This is a genomic window from Vibrio nomapromontoriensis (assembly GCF_050337205.1).
Taxonomy (GTDB): domain Bacteria; phylum Pseudomonadota; class Gammaproteobacteria; order Enterobacterales; family Vibrionaceae; genus Vibrio; species Vibrio nomapromontoriensis.
Map to the genome: position 1 here is coordinate 15,297 of NZ_JAKJSS010000008.1, position 18,511 is coordinate 33,807.

Annotated in this window: 15 protein-coding genes; 11 read left to right on the forward strand and 4 right to left on the reverse strand. The window is 43.5% G+C overall.

The features are described from left to right. Position 1: 1 nt before the first annotated feature. Entirely contained in the window at positions 2-787 is a 786-nt protein-coding gene (locus L4D05_RS07930) for a LytR/AlgR family response regulator transcription factor (RefSeq protein ID WP_428793579.1), read from the forward strand. Between the two features lie 68 nt (positions 788-855). On the opposite strand, the gene L4D05_RS07935 is transcribed toward L4D05_RS07930, so the two are convergent. Next, on the reverse strand, positions 856-1,626 hold the full coding sequence (locus tag L4D05_RS07935; protein ID WP_428793580.1) for a helix-turn-helix domain-containing protein: 771 nt from the start codon (positions 1,624-1,626) through the stop codon (positions 856-858). 314 nt (positions 1,627-1,940) lie between these two features. Here L4D05_RS07935 and L4D05_RS07940 point away from each other — a divergent pair, with 314 nt between their 5' ends. Beyond that, on the forward strand, positions 1,941-2,672 hold the full coding sequence (locus L4D05_RS07940) for an SDR family NAD(P)-dependent oxidoreductase (RefSeq protein ID WP_428793581.1): 732 nt from the start codon (positions 1,941-1,943) through the stop codon (positions 2,670-2,672). A 17-nt stretch (positions 2,673-2,689) separates the two neighbouring features. On the opposite strand, the gene gloA2 is transcribed toward L4D05_RS07940, so the two are convergent. After that, positions 2,690-3,082: an SMU1112c/YaeR family gloxylase I-like metalloprotein gene (gene gloA2 / locus L4D05_RS07945; RefSeq protein ID WP_428793582.1), complete on the reverse strand. Its 393-nt coding sequence runs from the start codon at positions 3,080-3,082 to the stop codon at positions 2,690-2,692. A 65-nt stretch (positions 3,083-3,147) separates the two neighbouring features. Continuing rightward, on the reverse strand, positions 3,148-4,071 hold the full coding sequence (locus L4D05_RS07950; RefSeq protein WP_428793583.1) for a LysR family transcriptional regulator: 924 nt from the start codon (positions 4,069-4,071) through the stop codon (positions 3,148-3,150). A gap of 172 nt (positions 4,072-4,243) precedes the next feature. Here L4D05_RS07950 and L4D05_RS07955 point away from each other — a divergent pair, with 172 nt between their 5' ends. The 5 genes from L4D05_RS07955 to L4D05_RS07975 all read left to right on the forward strand — a co-directional run bounded on the left by L4D05_RS07955 (position 4,244) and on the right by L4D05_RS07975 (position 8,393). Next, positions 4,244-5,437, forward strand: coding sequence for a glycine C-acetyltransferase (locus L4D05_RS07955; RefSeq protein WP_428754225.1), 1,194 nt, complete (start codon positions 4,244-4,246; stop codon positions 5,435-5,437). 128 nt (positions 5,438-5,565) lie between these two features. Then, positions 5,566-6,597 (forward strand): L-threonine 3-dehydrogenase, encoded by a 1,032-nt coding sequence (gene tdh / locus L4D05_RS07960; protein ID WP_428754226.1) that lies wholly within the window; start codon positions 5,566-5,568, stop codon positions 6,595-6,597. Positions 6,598-7,091: 494 nt separating this feature from the next. Then, on the forward strand, positions 7,092-7,454 hold the full coding sequence (locus L4D05_RS07965) for an antibiotic biosynthesis monooxygenase family protein (RefSeq protein ID WP_428754227.1): 363 nt from the start codon (positions 7,092-7,094) through the stop codon (positions 7,452-7,454). Between the two features lie 174 nt (positions 7,455-7,628). Then, a complete protein-coding gene (locus tag L4D05_RS07970) occupies positions 7,629-8,177 on the forward strand; it encodes a DUF2975 domain-containing protein (RefSeq protein ID WP_428793584.1) in 549 nt (182 codons plus the stop codon). Between the two features lie 9 nt (positions 8,178-8,186). Next, positions 8,187-8,393, forward strand: coding sequence for a helix-turn-helix domain-containing protein (locus L4D05_RS07975; protein WP_428754230.1), 207 nt, complete (start codon positions 8,187-8,189; stop codon positions 8,391-8,393). A 64-nt stretch (positions 8,394-8,457) separates the two neighbouring features. Here L4D05_RS07975 and L4D05_RS07980 read toward each other — a convergent pair whose 3' ends face one another. After that, positions 8,458-10,836, reverse strand: coding sequence for a hypothetical protein (locus tag L4D05_RS07980; protein WP_428793585.1), 2,379 nt, complete (start codon positions 10,834-10,836; stop codon positions 8,458-8,460). 290 nt (positions 10,837-11,126) lie between these two features. Between L4D05_RS07980 and L4D05_RS07985 the strand changes: the two genes are divergently transcribed. From L4D05_RS07985 to L4D05_RS08000, 4 genes are all read left to right on the forward strand, one after another. Then, the gene (locus L4D05_RS07985) at positions 11,127-12,056 is read left to right on the forward strand and encodes a transporter (RefSeq protein WP_428793586.1); all 930 of its coding nucleotides are present in this window, start codon (positions 11,127-11,129) and stop codon (positions 12,054-12,056) included. Between the two features lie 32 nt (positions 12,057-12,088). Next, a complete protein-coding gene (locus L4D05_RS07990; RefSeq protein WP_428793587.1) occupies positions 12,089-13,420 on the forward strand; it encodes an autotransporter outer membrane beta-barrel domain-containing protein in 1,332 nt (443 codons plus the stop codon). A 93-nt stretch (positions 13,421-13,513) separates the two neighbouring features. Beyond that, complete coding sequence (locus tag L4D05_RS07995; protein ID WP_428793588.1) at positions 13,514-16,609, forward strand: chondroitinase family polysaccharide lyase; 3,096 nt, start codon at positions 13,514-13,516, stop codon at positions 16,607-16,609. Between the two features lie 99 nt (positions 16,610-16,708). After that, positions 16,709-18,511, forward strand: a complete 1,803-nt coding sequence (locus L4D05_RS08000) for a methyl-accepting chemotaxis protein (RefSeq protein ID WP_428793589.1) — start codon at positions 16,709-16,711, stop codon at positions 18,509-18,511.

Genomic DNA, 18,511 nt, shown 5'->3' on the forward strand with positions numbered 1-18,511 from the left:
AATGAACTCAGTGACCGCGGTTATCGCCGATGACGAACCACTACTTCGATTTCATTTGGATAAAATGTTGGCCGAAACATGGCCAGAGCTAACGATTGTTGAAGCTTGTGAAAATGGAGAATCAGCATTAGAGGCCATTAAAACACTCCAACCTAGTGTGGTGTTTCTTGATATTCAAATGCCGGGAATGTCAGGTGTTGATGTGGCCAACCAGCTGGTCGCGCTGGAAAAGAAAAACCAACTGACTGCACCACTCATCGTGTTTGTTACGGCGTTTGATCAATATGCAATCTCTGCCTTTGAGGCGAATGCTATTGATTACGTCCTTAAGCCAGTGCAAGAGGAGCGACTTCTCGAAACCTGTCAGCGGGTTAAACAGCGCTTAGCGTCCTCAGATACTGACGGCACAATGCAAACATTAATGGCGAAGATTGAGCATCTTTCCGTTGGCGGAACTACCAACTACACCAAGTGGATAAAAGCGACCAAGCATGATGAGATTCATATACTTGCTGTAGATGATATCGTCTATGCGAAAGCGGAAGATAAATACATCACCTTGATTGCGTCAGTCGAAGGAGGCTATCAAGAGTATATTTTACGTAGCTCGATAAAAGAGTTAATTCGTCAATTGGATCCAGACCGATTTTGGCAGATACATCGCTCAACATTGATCAATGTTGAGCGCCTCGATAAAGTAAAAAAAGACATAACAGGTAAGATGTACGTGTATATCGCTGATAACAAGCTCCCCGTTAGTCGAGCGATGCAGTCACTTTTTCGTTAACAAAAATGTTGGCTAGTATTCGTCATGCTTCACAATCAGATCGGTCTTATATACGGATAGTGCGCTACTTATGTTAGATCGCTAGCAATATTTTTGGGCAATGCCAATTTAGGATGATGGACACCTTTCGCAGCCATATCAATAATGGTGTATTCCTGTGTGTTTGGTGTCGCCGAATTTCTTGTTTGACTGAGCCGTAGTGCCTCGAACATTAACTCTTCCAGTTTAAGGTTGTAGTCTCGAAACTCTTGCTGAGTGAGACGAAGCTTACAAGTGATAAAGTAAGCGTTTTTGTCATTGGGCGAAATGACTTGCACGTGTTGTCGCACACTCTCAATGACACAATTTTTGAATAGCAGAGGGAACTTAGCTTGTTCGGAAAAAGCGGTACTTTTGGGTACCTGAAGAACAAAATCTGAGCCTTTTAACATTTTAATTAAATTGAGTTTTTCTAGCGCTCTTAGGTAAAGGTAGGTTGAAGGTTTGTTTAAATTAAATACAGTCATCAGCTGTGATGAGTTCGCATTTTCATTCACGATTTCATGGAAAATAGTATACAGCTCAGGCTTGTCATAGAATGCAGAATCTTGTTCCGAAGTGAAGAGCGAAACGGTTTTAATGGCGTCTTCTGCTGTTGTTATCACAGTGGATAGAGGTACTTTTATTAACTCGCAGATCTCATTAAGTTTTGAAACGGAAAGATTGCTTTGCCCATTAAGTAACCTTTTTATACTCACCTCTGAGGTTCCAAGCTGCACCGCAATATTCTTATAAGACCAACCAGACTGCTTTAATCGCTGTTTTATCTCTTTGCAAATTGCGCGGTTCAGTTCGCTCATTCTTGTCTCCTTCCGTATATGCCCTTAAGGGTATCATATTTCGTACCTTTGTGATGATTTGTTGTATGTAGGGTGATGGATATTGATACTGGATTCTAAGGTCACCTATCAAAGAATGCTGAGGAGTCACATGAATATCTTAACATCTGATAACTATCGTTATTTGGCAACAGATTACCTTAAATCTAACGACATCCCGGTTACAGCGATTAGCTTTCGCTCGATCATTTTCTCGTTTTGGCGATAAGGGAGGAAATTTTAAGTGGATAGGTTGGAGATAGAGCTCAATAAAATAGTTGCTTGGGAGTAGTTGTATGGATTTAGGATTAGAAAATAGAAATGTTGTTGTGACAGGAGGCTCAAGTGGCATTGGTGCTGAAATTGTGAGAGCGTTTGCCAAAGAGGGCGCTAACGTTTGGTTTTGTGGCCGTTGCCAGCAACGAATAGATACAGCGTTAGAGTATTTCGATGATGTGAAGATCAAACCAACGGGTCAAGCTCTTGATGTTTATGACTTAGAGGCGTTTACATCTTGGGTTCATTCCATCGCCAATATCGATATTTTTGTGCCAAATGTAAGCGCGTTGTCTGATGAATGGGATGATGTCGTCTATAAAGATCTTCTGGCGACTCAACAAGCGATTGATGTTGTTGTACCTATATTACTAAAATCCCCCATTGCAGCTTTAACCTATATAGGTTCGAAGGCGAGCGGAACCACGGTATCTAATGCCAATGCTTATGGTGCAGGCAAGGCTGCGCTTGCACATTATATGAAATCGCTTTCTCTCACTTATGCTCCAGAGTTAAGAGTAAACACAGTGTCGCCGGGTGATACATTTACTGAAGATGGATTATGGGGACGTTGTAAAAACACCTCACCGCAACAATACCAAAGTGTAATGGATCGCAACCCGATGGGCCGGCTTGCTAAGCCTGAAGAAATTGCTAATGTCGTCGCTTTTATCTCAAGCCCTACGGCCAGTTTTGTTTCAGGTGCGAATTGGTATGTCGATGGGGCATCGACACATCATATCCAATATTAGATGGCAAGTGACAGTGTTCACCATGCCAACTCTTCGCACAGTTCTAGTGGCAAGCCGTCAGGATCTTTAAAAAACGTGTAGCGTTTCCCTGTGTATTCATCCACTCGAATAGGTTCTAGCTGGATGTCTTGTTGACTTAGCCACTCGACAGCTTGCTCAATATTTTCGACAGTAAACGCCAAGTGTCTAAGCCCTTGTGCCTCGGGCATGTTTGGTCTGGTTGGGGCGTCAGGGAACGAAAATAGTTCGATTTGTGTGCCGTCTGGCAAAGCGAGATCCAATTTGTAAGAGTCTCTGGCTGTGCGATAGTTTTCATCTAAAACCCTGAGTCCCAAGATCTGGGTATAGAAGTGCTTAGAGATGGCGTAGTTGGAACAAATGATGGCAACGTGATGTGTGGCTTTTAACATAAGTTATTTTACCTAACCAGGATAGGTTGTGTTTAATCATGCTTAACGATGTTTGTATCGACCCGTTATAACGAAAGCCGCTGTGGAAGTACGGACATGACATAATCAATAAATACTCGCATTCTGGCGGGTAAGTACTTGGTTTGGGCATACTGTAGTGCAATGGCACCATGATAATTACTTTTTATCGTCCAGTCTGCGAGGACTTGAACAGCGCTACCATCGGCCAACGATTCTTTGATCACAAAATCGTGAAATATGCCAATTCCCAGGCCTTCTTTTACCCCACTTAAACGGAGTTGAGACTGGTTGACAGCATAGCGACCTGTCACTTTGACCGTCAGAAATTCATCATCTTTCAAAAAATCCCAAATGTTGTCTCGTGCAGTTTCGGCAAGGTATAAACAGTCGTGCTGGACTAAGTCTTCCGGTGTCGTTGGCATGCCGTATTGCGCGATGTAATCGGGACTGGCGCATAAAACGAGATTCGTTGGGCCGACGTTTTTCATGACCAGATTTTCGTCTGGTTTATCGGTGAGCTTGAACGCGATATCAATTCCCATCTTCATTAGATCAATGTTGCCATCAAGGGCGCGAACTTTGAGTTGTATCTCTGGGTACTGTTTGAGAAACGGAGTAATAAAGGGTTGTAATACTGAGTTTAGGAAAGCTTCTGGTGCCGCCACCGTTAATGTACCGCTAGGGACTGTATGATCGGACTGAGAAACCTCTATGGCCTGTTGCGCAGCATTGACCATAAGCACACTTTGGTCATAGACCTTTTGTCCTGCTTGTGTGATGACGAGCTTACGAGTGGTTCGTTCAAATAGCTTAACGGAAAGGGCATTTTCTAGCCGAGTGATGGTTTTAGATAATGCGGACGGTGTTACCCCAAGATTTTTGGCCGCAGCGGTAAAACTACCTTCATTAACCACCATGATGTAGGAGGCGAGATCCGGTAATAAGCTGATGAGCTTGTGATTAAACATGATTGTTGCCTCAGGTTCACTAATGGTTTTCCATCTTAAGGGATAATCGTTTTCTTCACAATGAACTAGAATGGTTTCATTAAAGACTTACCAGATTGGTATGAGTCTTTCCCTACGCAACCTATGCAGCTATAACAAGCGATGCAAATAGGATAATAAAAAGGAATCTAAGATGTCTTCTGCATTCTACCAACAAATCCAAGATCAAATTGAAGAAGTAAAAGTAGAGGGACTGTATAAGTCCGAGCGCATCATTACCTCTCAGCAAAAAGCAGCGGTAAAAATTTCTTCAGGTGAAGAAGTACTTAACTTTTGTGCCAATAACTACTTAGGTCTTGCCAATCACCCTGAGCTAATCAAAGCAGGTCAAGTTGGCATGGACGAACATGGCTTCGGTATGGCGTCTGTACGTTTCATTTGTGGTACACAAGATATTCACAAAACGCTAGAGCAGAAGTTATCTACTTTCTTAGGTAAAGAAGACACGATTCTTTACACATCGTGTTTTGATGCCAACACGGGTTTGTTTGAAACGATTTTGGGTAAAGAAGACGCGATTATCTCAGATGCGTTAAACCACGCTTCAATCATCGATGGCGTACGTTTGTGTAAAGCGATGCGTTTCCGTTATGCAAACAACAACATGGAAGAACTAGAGCAGCAGTTGATCGCTGCAAAAGAAGCCGGTGCTCGTCATACACTTATCGTGACGGACGGTGTGTTCTCTATGGATGGTGTAGTCGCAAACCTTCCTGCAATCTGTGACTTAGCGGATAAGTATGGCGCACTAGTGATGGTTGATGACTCTCACGCAGTAGGCTTTATGGGCAAGTCTGGTGCAGGTACGCATGAGTACCATGATGTTGTTGACCGTATCGACATCATTACCGGTACGCTAGGTAAAGCGATGGGTGGCGCATCAGGCGGTTACACATCTGGTAAGAAAGAAGTCATTGACTGGTTACGCCAGCGTTCTCGCCCGTACTTGTTCTCTAACTCTGTGGCACCAGCAATTGTTAATGCATCGATCCGCGTTCTAGACTTACTAGAAGAAAGTGGTGATTTGCGTGACCATCTGTGGGCGAACGCAGCGCACTTCCGTACTCGTATGGAAGACGCTGGTTTCACCATGGGTGGTGCGGATCACGCTATCATTCCAATTATGTTAGGCGACGCTAAAGTGGCGGCAGAATTTGCAGAACGTGCGCTTGAAAAGGGCATTTATGTCGTTGGTTTCTCTTTCCCAGTCGTACCGAAAGGGCAAGCTCGTATCCGTACTCAAATGTCTGCGGCGCACTCGCGTGAGCAACTTGATCGCGCTATTGATGCGTTTATTGAAGTTGGTAAAGACATGGCAATCATTTAATTTTTGCCAAATCTTGAGCAAGATTTTAAGTGTATTTGTCAACGAACGAGCGCCAACTATCGCGCTCGTTCAACATTAGAATTGTATTTTTGCTTGTCATATCGTAAGTGAAAATTATAGGTAACAACATGAAAATTAAAGCACTCTCGAAACTAAAGCCAGAAGAAGGCATTTGGATGACCGAGGTTGAAAAGCCTGAAATGGGTCATAATGATCTTCTTATCCGCATCAAGAAAACTGCTATTTGTGGTACCGATGTTCATATCTACAATTGGGATGAATGGTCTCAAAACACGATTCCTGTTCCTATGGTAGTCGGGCACGAGTACGTGGGCGAAGTTGTTGGTATTGGCCAGGAAGTTCGTGGCTTTGAGATTGGTGACCGTGTTTCTGGTGAAGGTCATATTACTTGTGGCCACTGTCGTAACTGTCGCGGTGGTCGTACCCACCTTTGCCGTAATACTACGGGGGTTGGTGTTAACCGTACCGGTGCATTTTCAGAATACCTTGTTATTCCGGCGTTTAACGCATTTAAAATCCCAGCGGAGATCTCTGACGATCTCGCGTCTATTTTTGACCCGTTTGGTAATGCTGTACACACTGCACTATCTTTCGACCTTGTGGGTGAAGATGTCCTGATTACTGGTGCTGGCCCAATTGGTATCATGGCTGCAGCTGTTGCGAAACACGTTGGTGCACGTCATGTTGTTATTACTGATGTTAACGAGTACCGCCTAGAGCTTGCCAAAAAAATGGGCGTGACCCGCGCGGTTAACGTACTGGAAGAGAAGCTAGAAGATGTCATGAGCGAACTTGGCATGACGGAAGGCTTTGATGTGGGCCTTGAAATGTCTGGTAACCCATCAGCATTTAACAGCATGTTGGTTAACATGAACCACGGCGGTAAAATCTCCCTTCTAGGTATTCCACCTTCAGATATGGCGGTAGACTGGAACCAAGTTATTTTCAAAGGCTTGGTAATTAAGGGCATCTACGGTCGTGAAATGTTTGAAACGTGGTACAAGATGGCAAGTTTGATTCAATCTGGCCTAGATCTCACACCAATCATCACTCACCACTTCAAGGTTGATGACTTCCAAGCAGGCTTTGACGCTATGCGTAGCGGGCTTTCTGGCAAGGTTATCCTTGATTGGGAATAAGATAAATTAAAACGTATTGGCAATGTTGTGGCTCTAGCGCCATAAAAAGGTTCAGATAGCCTTAGTTGCCGATAAAGTTTTTAAAAAATGTCCCAAGAAGCGCTTGGGACATTTCTCCTTTCATTGGTTAGATGTAATTAAACACATCAAATTTTTCGTTACTTATAGTCTTTCACATCCCCATTGATTTTTTCAACCCTTTCCTGTTAGTCATCGACGTTCCCAAATCTCATGCTGATATGGTGTCCATACGAGATTTTTCTAAGCGATTTTTTCATATGGCTAATTTTGGGGGGCGGAGCGTGACCGTTCGTATAATCTGAATCGAATCATAGCAATGTCTTGTGTTATAAGCCTATGAAAGATGGCATCGTTTTGTCGTGGGTACACAAGCGAACCTCGGATTAAAACTTTCTTACAACTTAGTGAGTTATGAAAGCTTTGGTGTGCTACTTTTTGCATATATCATTTCTCTAACTCAAAGAGGGCTCATAATGAAGAAATGCAAATCACTCGGTTTACTAACCGCTACATTATTACTTCCATTCACTACCTATGCACAAGTAGTGCTCATTAATCCCTTTACTGTACCTGAGGGTAAGAGTGAAGAAGCCCTAAAATTCTGGGAAACGGCACGAGATTTTTTGAAAGATCAACCAGGTTATGTTTCGACTAATCTTCATCAGTCTATTACCCAAGGTTCTACTTTTGAATTTGTTAATGTCGCTGTGTGGGAATCTGACACCAGTTTTGAACAAGCGACGAACGAGATGCGTAGGTATTTTCGTGAGAACGGAATTGTAGCACCAAAAGGGGTAGTTAACGCCCCTGCGTTATACGAGGTTGTTCGCCAATAATAGGCCTTTTTGACGTTGCGCCGATTGATTATGACCCATGCTCTTCAGTACGGTGATTTGTCGGCGTGACGAGGATGTTGCTACTTGATAATTTTTTATCGTTTATCGATAAAAAATTATTGCTGTTCATATTTTGTGTGTTATTGTGGCTCCTCAACCATGAGGAGCTTTACCATGCTAAAAATACAAACATATAGCCACAGAATTCGTCTGATCCTTCAGTTCTTAATGGTCTCATTGCCTGTTATGAACTTGTACTATTGGCTATCGATTCAAACTGAAAATGACTTCCTCAATTCAATGGGGATTGTGCAATTAAGTTTCGATATTGCTTCATACACGCAAGAACCCTTAACGCTTACCACACGACTATTAGCTTTTTTAGTCAGTATGCTGCCATGTGGGATTTTAGTTTATGCACTTGGCGTATTAGTCACGCTATTTAAGAGTTACGAGCAATCAGAAGTGTTTACTGTCAGAACGGCGAACTGTTTCAAAAAGATCGGGTTTGCATTTTTTTATTGGGTATTAGGCGGGGTCATTTACAGTGCTCTCATTTCGGTTACTTTAAGTTTTAATAACCCTCCTGGTGAGCGAATACTCGCGATTTCATTTGTTGGTTTAGACGCCTTATCCGTTCTTTGTGGTTTTATAATCCTTGTGGTTGCTTGGGTCATGAAAGAAGCGCAGCTTATCGCTGATGAACAGCAATACACCATCTAAGGATTAGATATGAATATTACGATTAATCTTGATGTCATGATGGCAAAACGAAAAATGCGTTTGAAAGATCTCTCGGCACTTGTTGGGGTGAGCGAGCAAAATTTGTCGATTCTTAAAAATGGTAAGGCGAAAGCAATTCGTTTTAGTACGCTTGAAAAAATATGTGAAGTCTTGGAGTGTCAGCCCGGTGACATTTTGGTTTACGAAGTGAAGTAGCAGCATATGAATAAAGGGGCTAAAAGCCCCTTTGTCATATTATCAAATAACGATTGAATATTCGTTACTGAGCAACTTGTGCACAAGACACATAGCGCCAGTTAGACATAGAGTTGTTACCTGATGAACCATCTTTGTAGAACTGAACTGCATTGAGTGTATCAGTGTTAGAGTTTGTTTGCGATGCACTCCAGTAAGCCATTGCAGTACCGCCTTCGCCGTTAATTGGCCAGCCGTAAATTGGAGAAACATGGTAATCAGTGCCATCTTTTTCTATTCGACCAACTAGACCTTCTGCCGTATTTTGGGCAATTTTTGTTAATCGCATCAAGTAGTTAAATTCAGGTGCAGCATTACCTTGGTCAACATAAATGTTGGCCTTGTAAGAACTATCTGCTCGGCTGCTTGGAAGGAACCAAGCTGAATCGTCTTTTAGGTTTAAACAGGCATTGAGTGCGACTTTGTTTGCATCAACTTCTGCTGAATATACAGCCCATTGAATACCATTAATTGTTTGAGTTCTTGTGTAGTCAGGTAGATTCACGCCATATCCCACTTGGTCTTTAAGCATGGATTCAGCCGCAGACAGAGGACGGTGGAAAGCCACAGCTTTGCCTGAATGACGCAACACGACTTGACGAGCCGGCTCAATCGCGCGTTTGGTTACGTCGAGTTCGTCGTAGTAGACACCACCCGTTATATCACTTTGCTCTGAAGCGATAAAACACTGTTCACCTTTTTCTACAGAGTCGATACAGACTTCTAACTCTTTACCGATATATTCTGCTGAGTTCGCTTCACTTGCTGGTAAGGTGCCAAGTGTAATAGCTTGATGCCAATCATTGTCATCTACAACACCGTTGTTATTACCTTGACCAGCTTCAAATTCAGGCGTGATTTTTGCGATGATTTCGCCGCCAATGGTGTAGGTATCAGTTGTAGCACCAGTCGTATTTGTCGCAACGTCTACACGGCTTAGGTCACCTGCTGGGCCTTGGATGTTTGAGGTGTCAATTTTCCAAGAAATGGCATTGACTGTGTAGCCTTGTGCCGTAACTGTTACATCTTGACCAAATTCAAGTTTACCAGAGAAATTGATACCAAATGTTTTGATGCCTGTGGTGCATTGTTCGGTACCTGCAACACTATCGTTGGCTTTTGGAGTCACACAGTAGCTGAGCTCTTTGCCAATGTACTCTTGTTTGACGGTGATCGTACAATCAGAGCCAGTAGCACATGAAACATCGTTGATGGCCGTACCTGCGGCTTTCCATACGGCGCTTGAGTTATCAGCACTACCGGAAGAAGAAGGCGTATAGTCGTAACCTGCGGTTAATACGTCACCTAGGATAGTGTGATTCACATCGTTATCACTGGTGATGGTTTTCAGCGTTACTGTTGGAACATCACCTACTGGGTCACCAATATCAGTCATTGGTGCTGAGCAGCTTTCTGCACCAGTAGTAGGAAGACCGGTTAATGCTTCAGGAGTGACACAGAACGTTAAGCTTTGACCCTTATCTGCAGAGTCAATCGTGTAATTTGCAGAGGTTGCGCCTGAAATTGGTGTATCGTTGCGCTTCCACGCTAGTAGGCTGCTTCCCTCGAGGTCACCATCTGCATCGGTATAATCATATTCACCAACTAGCGATGAACCTACGGTATTATTACCAGTAATATCTACATTGTTAGCGATTGGCGCATCACCGGATAGTGGAAGAACAGCATCGGTAACCGGAGAACATACTTTGTCGCCAATCGTCGGATAGTGTGGGGTATTGTCTGGATTTTCAGAAACTGGCGTAACACAGAAAGACAGTGTTTTACCTTCTTGCACATTGGTGACACTGAATTGTTTGGTGTCCGCACCACTAATCGGGTTTCCATCTTGTTGCCACTCAAATTCAGAGTCTGCTTCTAAATCACCGTCCGCATCATAATAGTCGTAACTGCCTTCGAGAGGATCGCCAACCGTCGGAGAGGTGTTGTCAATCGTGACATTTGATGCTTCAGGTTTGTCGCCATTATCAGGCGCGTCAATTTTCACTGGCGCAGAACAGGCCTGATCACCAACAGTGTTCGATGTGCCGTCAGCAACTGGCGTAACACAGAAGTAAACGTGAGACTGGTCGTGCTCTGGTAGTAATGGCAAAGTCAGGTCATTACCGATGACGCTGTCATTGACATAAGGTGTTTGAGCGTTTTGACGCATCCAAGCGTAGAGGCTATCGCCTTCTGGGCGAGGTGTATGGTTAGCATCAGTAAACTGATATTGCCCAGTTAGTGTTGATCCGACGAGTGGATCTCCCTTTAATACGACGTTAGATGCACTAGGCGGTATCCATGGTTGGCCATTATTGTCGCTTGCGTCGTTGCTCTCAGAATTACATCCAGACAGAGCAGCAGCGGCTGCTAAAGCTATCGCGCTATATCTCAGTTTCATTAGTCTTCCCTATTGGTAATCAGATATTTCCCTTCATTACTTTTCGTTGAAGGCGTATTTTATTTTCAGAAAGGCTAAGTGAAAGTGTTTGTAAGTCAAAGTGGTGAAATTCGAAAGTGTGATGAGCTTCATGTGCTTGCGATATGTTCCGTGATCTTGCGCATTTCTTTCGTTGTCACGTGTTGACGTTACCTGACAACTAATTGATAGTTCTCTGACTTTCGTTGCCTTTTGTTTTTTAGGCGAAGTGAAAATTTGTGAGATTGTTAACATAGGATGGTAAGGTCACAATGAAAACCAAATTCTTCTCACCGTCGGTGCGAGTTAGTTGTATAAGTTTAGCGCTGTGCATGATTCCCTTAAGTGCGCAGGCTGCACGAGTGAATGCCACATTGTCATGGGAGTCAGGCGACTACGGAACGACTTATAATTACGCAGGGCCAAGGCTTGATATGAGTATTAATCCCGATGGTTCGAATTGGTATTACACGTTGGGTTATAGAAATAGGACGCACGAAACAAACCAAAATTATACGCGGACAGAGGGACAAGCGGCGTATCGCTTCCGCTATGCAGAGGGGTGGATTCAACCGCACCTCAATATCCGCCAAGATGTGACTTCGTTTGAAAGTAACAGTAGAACGAAGGTCGACCATTATAAAGCAGGAGTCACCTATATCCACGATATTGCTGATAGCTGGTCGTTATGGGGAGTTTTGAAAGGCGGGATAGAAAGGCAGTCGGATACTAACGCAAGCCAAGGAATTACCAGAGAGTCAGATTACCTGCAATGGGAGCTAGAGCCAGGCATACGTTATTCGTTCTCTCCAAACAGTCGTATTACTGCATCGTATTACAACAATGGTGTTCGAAGCGATAAAGGTGAAACGTGGGGATTAACGGATGATAAAAGTAGTGAGCAAGTTCGCCTTTATTACTTCTATCGAGCGGACAATGGCTTTACTTTCTCGCCATACGTACGACAAGCGATTGGTTGGGGAAACCAACATACTTGGTATGAAAGTGCCGCGCTTGATGGAACGTTAGCGCTAAATAAAGTATCTCGTTACGCGCTGCAAATGAGCTACCCAATTTTTGACTCAGTTAGCTTAACAGCAGAATATTACATTGAAGATGTCGAATATAAAGAGAACTTCGATTTAGGAAAAGATGATCTTCGAGTCAAATATTTAAAGTTAGGCGTAAGAGCTAGCTTTTAATTGATTTTCATTACCTAATTTCGAGATTTATTATGAATTCTAAATTTAATTTTAATAAAACTACATTGGCAGTATGCTTTGCGATATCGCCGCTTTCATTTAATGTAATGGCGGATACTGTTCTTTCGCCTACTCAAGGGTTTGATGAGTATAATCAAAACCAAGTTATTTCGCACAATACACCATTTTTAGTTAACGCTAATGCTAATAACGTGAATGATTTTATTGCTCAAGCTGCTAGAGGTGGCGCTTCAGGCAGTGAATTAGTTGTCGCGGATTATATGCTTAATTTTGCTTTAGACAATCAGGGTAATGGATCTGAAGTGTCACAGCAGCTACTGGACTTGTTTGCATCAGTGGGCAGTAGTGATGAGGCCGCAGCTCGTCTTGCAGGTGAAATTACCCCTGACGCTGAGGGAAGCGAGATCATGGCTACCTTGCTATTGGTCGATAAATTGAGAGCGAATGCTAATGAGCGAATAGGGTTGCTTAGAAGTGGGGCAAGTTATGGCAATCCAAGTACCGGTTGGAATAACTGGGTAAGTTTCATTGGTGGCGCTGGCGACAAAGCAAGTCAAGGTAACGTCAACGGATATTCAATGAACAATTACGGATTGAATATTGGTTTTGATCGAGCATTTAATGACACCAATATGCTTGGTTTTTCGATGGCTTATTCCAAGTCTGATATTGATATAAAGAACTCTCAGAATACTAAAGAAGTCGAAAGTATCCAAACCATGATGTATGCAGGTTGGTATAATGACTATATGTTCATCGATGGTAATGTAAACTTTGGTCGAAATATGAATAGCACCGAACGTGTAATTGGTGCGTCTTCTGGATACCAAGGCGAGACGAATGCCACGGCAAGTTACGATGCCTATAACTTTGGTATTCAATATACAATGGGTGCGATGTTCGATCTGAATTATTTCATGATTGAACCTAAGGTCTCTTATAAATATCAATGGTATCGACATACTGATTATCAAGAAACTGGCTCGCCAGCGAGTTTAAGATATGACCGTCAACAGTACTCTATTTCCCAATTAGGTGCTGGCGTCAATTTACATCAAAGTTATAGTACGAAACTTGGACTATTAACTCCGACGTTTAGCATGATGTATTACGCCGACCTTAATGATGAAAGGGTTCGCGAGAGCGCGAACTTAGTAGCCGATGATTCTAATTCACGCTTTGTCATTGTTGGAAATCAGGTTGGTGGCGATATGTTGGAAACGCGCTTGAATGCTCAGCTACAAATGAGCCAAGCTTGGTCAATGACTGGTGGTGTGAATTACTACCAAGTCGATGATTATAAAGATGTCTCTGTCGCACTTAGTGCCTTATATCGTTTCTAGCCTATAGGTTGAAACCGCGATGGTGTGCTTTATTTTTGTCAGTAGAGCACATCGATACCGCGGTTTCACCTTTCAAATAAGGATTCATTCTTTATGTTTTCTACCAAATTGACGCAAATATCGATTGCGCTTTCATTTCTATTTGGTGCAGCAGGTTGTTCGCAATTCACGCCTGTAGAACGCGTTCAGCAAACGCAACAATTGGCTCCGGTTATGGAGTCACAAATTATTTCTTTTGATCAGTCAATCCCAGCAGGCGTGTCTGCAGGTGAAGGATCAACGATTACACTGAGTGATGATCGCTATATTCTAGGTGAGCATTCATTGAAATGGGATTGGACATCTGGCAGTACATTGCTGGTAAATGAACCTATTCGATTGATTACCGACACTGAAGCGGGTCAAGCATGGGGTCGTCGAGCGACTCAAGTACTTTCGTTTTGGGTATATAACGAAACTCCAGTCGATGATTATATGGTTGTCGATCTAGGGCGAGGCCTTGGAGGAAAGGCGACGGGCGATGCTGGTTTTAAAGTGAACATGAACTTCACCGGTTGGAGAACAATTGGTGTGTCATTACAAAATGATATCCAAGGGCGCGAAGTTGAAGGCGTGAGTATTACCGATAGCGCACAAGGTGAAGGCGCGGGTGGTGAAGCGATTCTCGGTGGACCAAGAAGTGATATGGATAGTATCCGATTCTTAGCGCCGTCAAGTGTTGAGTCTGGCGCATTTTATATCGACCGTATTATGTTGTCGGTGGATGACGCACGTTACCAATGGTCAGATGATCAAGTTAAAACTCGTATCGTGATCCCAGAAATTGATTTCGGGCTACCAGCAGAAATACCGACTGCGACATCTGAAGAGTTGCTTGCTGCGCAAGAAGTCTCTGATTCGTTGACTCAAGTATTTGTTGAAGCAAGAAATTTGCGCGGCTATGCCGATCTTCGCTCTGTCGATAACATTAGAGAAAAGTATCAAGAATTGTCGATCAATATCGACGATGAAGGCCACATTACAGGGCGACACATCATTACACGCCCGCAAAAAGTTATTTATCAACCGCAGTTTATGAAGGCGAGTGATAAGGAGCTGTTTGAAGAGTATGTTGATATTGATGACTACGCGAGCCTAATGCTAAATGTCGCCAGATATCGCCTGCTTGCAGACTCTGAGACAGAGAAGCAAGAGCTAGAACAAATGTACGTCAACATGACCCTTCATATGATGGATCAGGGTTTCGTCCATGGTAGTTCACTTGTCACGACCCACCACTGGGGTTACGGCTCTCGCTGGTGGTACATTTCGGCTATGCTGATGTCTGATGTATTAGCAGAGCAAGAGCTGCAACAACCTATTTTTGACGCTTTGCTTTGGTATTCAAGAGAGTTTAAAGCCAACTTCGATATGATTGCAGGGCCGGAAAGTTCTGATTTGGATTACTTTAACACGCTGTCGTTACAACATTTGGCGTTAATCCTATTAGAACCTAATGAGGATAGAAAGGTTGCGTTGCTGAAGAAGTTTGGCAATTACATCAATATCGCACTTTCTCAAACCCCACCGGGTGGTTATGACGGGTTAAGACCCGATGGTACCGCGTGGCGACATGAAGGTAACTATCCTGGTTACTCGTTCCCCGCATTTACCAATGCCGCTCAACTGGTTTACATTCTAGATGGTACACCATTTAGTGTCAGTAACACTGGGCGTGCAGCACTGAAAAAAGCCATGTTGTCTGCTTGGGTATACAGTAACCCTCAAGTTGGTATTGGTCTATCGGGTCGCCATCCATTCAACCCACCAGAACTACGCCATATGAGTGAGTCGTATCGTTGGCTTGCGATGTCTGGTAACCCAGAAACGGATGCACCTGTTGATCATCAACTTGCCGCTGCCTACTTGCAAATGACTCAACAATCAACGGCAGACTCTACAGAATTGTTTGGTGAAAAAGTAGAAGCCGCAACGTTGCCACAGGGCTTTTGGGCATTTAATGGTGGCGCATTTGGTATCCATCGCTATCACGACAAAATGGTGACGATGAAGGGTTACAACAGTAATGTTTGGTCATCTGAAATCTACTATCGAGATAACCGATATGGCCGCTACCAAAGCCACGGTGCGGTACAAGTGGTTCCATATGGAAAGCAGCAAGCCATTGGTTTTGTAGAAGAAGGGTGGGATTGGAACCGTAATCCGGGTGCAACCACGATTCATTTACCATTGGAAGAGTTAGATAGCCCGAACTCACACACGTTAATGTTACGTGGTAACCAACCATTTAGTGGCGCGTCTCATATTGATGGCAAATATGGCATGTTTGGCTTTAAGTTTGATGCGCCATCTATGGCGAAGTTCGACAGCAGCTTTACTAGCCGGAAAACCACTTTTGCTACAGATGACCGTATTGTCATGCTTGGTACTGATATTTCTAAGAGCTCATCCCCTTATCATGTTGAAACGACGTTGTTCCAACACGCTATCACCGAGCAAGCGAGTGATATTTGGATCAATGGCGTGAAAATTGACGCTCCGTCTTTTGAACAACAATTAGGCCAAGGAGATTGGCTAATTGATGGGCAGAGCAATGGTTATCTGATGGTCAGTGATTCATTAGTTGAGGTGCGTCGTCAGCAACAAGAATCTGCTCACAACAAGACTCGCGCTGTTACTAAGGGGCATTTCGCGAGTGCATGGATTGACCATGGAAATAACCCAAGTAGCGATGCTTACGAGTATTTATTGGTACTTGAAGCGACACCAGAGAAAATGAAAGCGTTAGCGAGTGACTTACAGAGTGAAGTTAAACCTTACCGCGTCATTCAAGCTGACCGAAATGCGCACGTGACCTACGATGCTAAAACACAAACGACGGGCTATGTCGCATTTGAATCAACTTCCTTCGATAAGCAGTTGGTAAAAAGTATCGCTCAACCCGCGATCATTATGACTAGAGTGATCAACGATGATGAAGTGGTTGTCAGCGGTGTGACACCAGATCTTAATATGACTCGATATACCGAGGCGAAACCTACCGCGGTTCGTATTGAAATTGAAGGTCTTTGGGATGCCAAAATCGCCAACGATAAAGTGACGGTATCACACTCCGGTAATACCACTAGATTGAGCTTTGAAAGTTACTTCGGTATACCGCAACAGGTCACTCTGCAGAAAACGAAATAACAACAGAGTGACACGTTTCAAACAGAAACACGACTCAAACAGTAAGGTGGTTTAGGCCTCCTTGCTGTTTTTTAAATTACATACTATTAGGACGTTAACATGTTCACATTAGCTAGGTTAGGGTTTGCGCAGCGGCTTATCGTTGGCTTTGGTCTGCTCATTATTTTTATTATCAGCATGCTTATTGAAGGTATATACAGTCGACAGCAGTATGATCAAAACGTCACGCAGCTCAATCTTGCAAATGTTGGAGCACGCGAAGTGTTTGGACTGCAAGTATTAGAAAACAGCTACGTGAGCACAAGGGACCCGATCTATGCCGAGCGTTTCAACCGTTGGCATAAGTTCAATCTTGATAATTTTATTGCCAGCAAGCATTTACTATCCGACGACGTGCATCGTGACTATGTTGAAAAATTCGAAACTGCGAATGTCAAATATGGACAAGAGTTTAACCAATTTAACCAACTCGTTCTTAACGTTTATGAGCTCAACCAAAATTTAATCGATATTGAACAAGCGTGGTTGCAATCCATCTCTTCAGCAGAACAAACTTTAAAAGTATCCCATCTGAGTAACATGCGAGAGAGAGTGGTCCTGACTTTAGATGATTCCAACATGGAACAAAGGGCAGAAGCATCGGCTGAACTAAAAGCGATAAGTGACGTGACAACCGTACAATATCTTCAAAAGTTTGATGCGTTATTGCAGCTAATTAAGCAGTCGGTGGAATCTCGTGAACAGATGCTTGTCTTTGCTGCCGAAGTTCGTGACAACGCAAAACTGATTGTTGAAGAAGTGACCATACAGATGGAGCAAAATAAGAACACCAGTATGTTGCTTGGTACAACGGTTTCAATCATCGCGCTTGTGGTGGGTATATTGACGTGCTTCGTGCTTTGGCGCTCGTTAACCGTGCCGTTAAAACAAACTCACACCCTAGTGGAAAAAATTGCGGGTGGAGAGTTATTTCATGAGCTCAAAGTCACCGGCTCAGACGAACTGAGTACATTGTCCCATTCGCTTAATCGTATGGTTTCGGCACTTCGCAGTATGATTGGTGACGTTAGAAACCAAGTTGAAGTCCTGAATACAACGTCTTCAAACATCATCGCCATGGCTGATAGCAACGAAAGCAGTTCCAAGCAACAGGCAATAGAATGCGAGCAAATGGCTTGTGCCATGACACAAATGATTGCGACGATTTCAGAAATAAGCCTTGCGGTAGAGCAGGTGGCAGAAGACACCAGTTCGAGCCAGTCATTACTTGAAACGTGTAATCAAAGTACGTTGCAAACAATAGGCGTGACAGGGCAGCTCTATGAGGCGGTGAATCATGCTTCAGCAAGTATCGAATCATTGGCGCAAGAAACACATAACATCAGCTCGGTTCTTGAGGTGATCAACAGTATTTCAGAACAAACCAACTTATTGGCACTTAACGCAGCCATTGAAGCGGCGAGAGCAGGTGAGCAAGGGCGAGGATTTGCGGTTGTAGCAGACGAAGTTCGATTGTTAGCCATGAGAACCCAAGAATCCACCACCGAAATTGCACAGATAATTCAGACCTTGAAAGACAAAGCAACGGAGACCGTGTCCGTTATGCAAACTAGTCAGGGGTATGCAAATGAGTCAAAAGAGCAAGTCGAGGCAGTGGGAGAGCAAATTCAAGCGGTACTAGAAAGGGTCAATAATGTCACAGGACAAACAATTAACCTTTCATCAGCCGTTGTTGAGCAGCGTTCAACCGCCGAGTCATTCAACGACAGTATGAAAGTAATTGTGGATATTTCACACAATACGTCAGATATGGCAAAACGTTTAAGAGATGGCACCGCCGATTTGTCCAACGCGCAAGATGCGATCAATCAGCACGTCAGTCGCTTTAAGACGATCGGTTAG

Excerpts from the sequence above, each read along its gene's own strand:
- L4D05_RS07930 (WP_428793579.1), top strand. The coding sequence starts at position 2 with ATGAACTCAGTGACCGCGGTTATCGCCGATGACGAACCACTACTTCGA.
- L4D05_RS07935 (WP_428793580.1), bottom strand. The coding sequence starts at position 1,626 with ATGAGCGAACTGAACCGCGCAATTTGCAAAGAGATAAAACAGCGATTA.
- L4D05_RS07940 (WP_428793581.1), top strand. The coding sequence starts at position 1,941 with ATGGATTTAGGATTAGAAAATAGAAATGTTGTTGTGACAGGAGGCTCA.
- gloA2 (WP_428793582.1), bottom strand. The coding sequence starts at position 3,082 with ATGTTAAAAGCCACACATCACGTTGCCATCATTTGTTCCAACTACGCC.
- L4D05_RS07950 (WP_428793583.1), bottom strand. The coding sequence starts at position 4,071 with ATGTTTAATCACAAGCTCATCAGCTTATTACCGGATCTCGCCTCCTAC.
- L4D05_RS07955 (WP_428754225.1), top strand. The coding sequence starts at position 4,244 with ATGTCTTCTGCATTCTACCAACAAATCCAAGATCAAATTGAAGAAGTA.
- tdh (WP_428754226.1), top strand. The coding sequence starts at position 5,566 with ATGAAAATTAAAGCACTCTCGAAACTAAAGCCAGAAGAAGGCATTTGG.
- L4D05_RS07965 (WP_428754227.1), top strand. The coding sequence starts at position 7,092 with ATGAAGAAATGCAAATCACTCGGTTTACTAACCGCTACATTATTACTT.
- L4D05_RS07970 (WP_428793584.1), top strand. The coding sequence starts at position 7,629 with ATGCTAAAAATACAAACATATAGCCACAGAATTCGTCTGATCCTTCAG.
- L4D05_RS07975 (WP_428754230.1), top strand. The coding sequence starts at position 8,187 with ATGAATATTACGATTAATCTTGATGTCATGATGGCAAAACGAAAAATG.
- L4D05_RS07980 (WP_428793585.1), bottom strand. The coding sequence starts at position 10,836 with ATGAAACTGAGATATAGCGCGATAGCTTTAGCAGCCGCTGCTGCTCTG.
- L4D05_RS07985 (WP_428793586.1), top strand. The coding sequence starts at position 11,127 with ATGAAAACCAAATTCTTCTCACCGTCGGTGCGAGTTAGTTGTATAAGT.
- L4D05_RS07990 (WP_428793587.1), top strand. The coding sequence starts at position 12,089 with ATGAATTCTAAATTTAATTTTAATAAAACTACATTGGCAGTATGCTTT.
- L4D05_RS07995 (WP_428793588.1), top strand. The coding sequence starts at position 13,514 with ATGTTTTCTACCAAATTGACGCAAATATCGATTGCGCTTTCATTTCTA.
- L4D05_RS08000 (WP_428793589.1), top strand. The coding sequence starts at position 16,709 with ATGTTCACATTAGCTAGGTTAGGGTTTGCGCAGCGGCTTATCGTTGGC.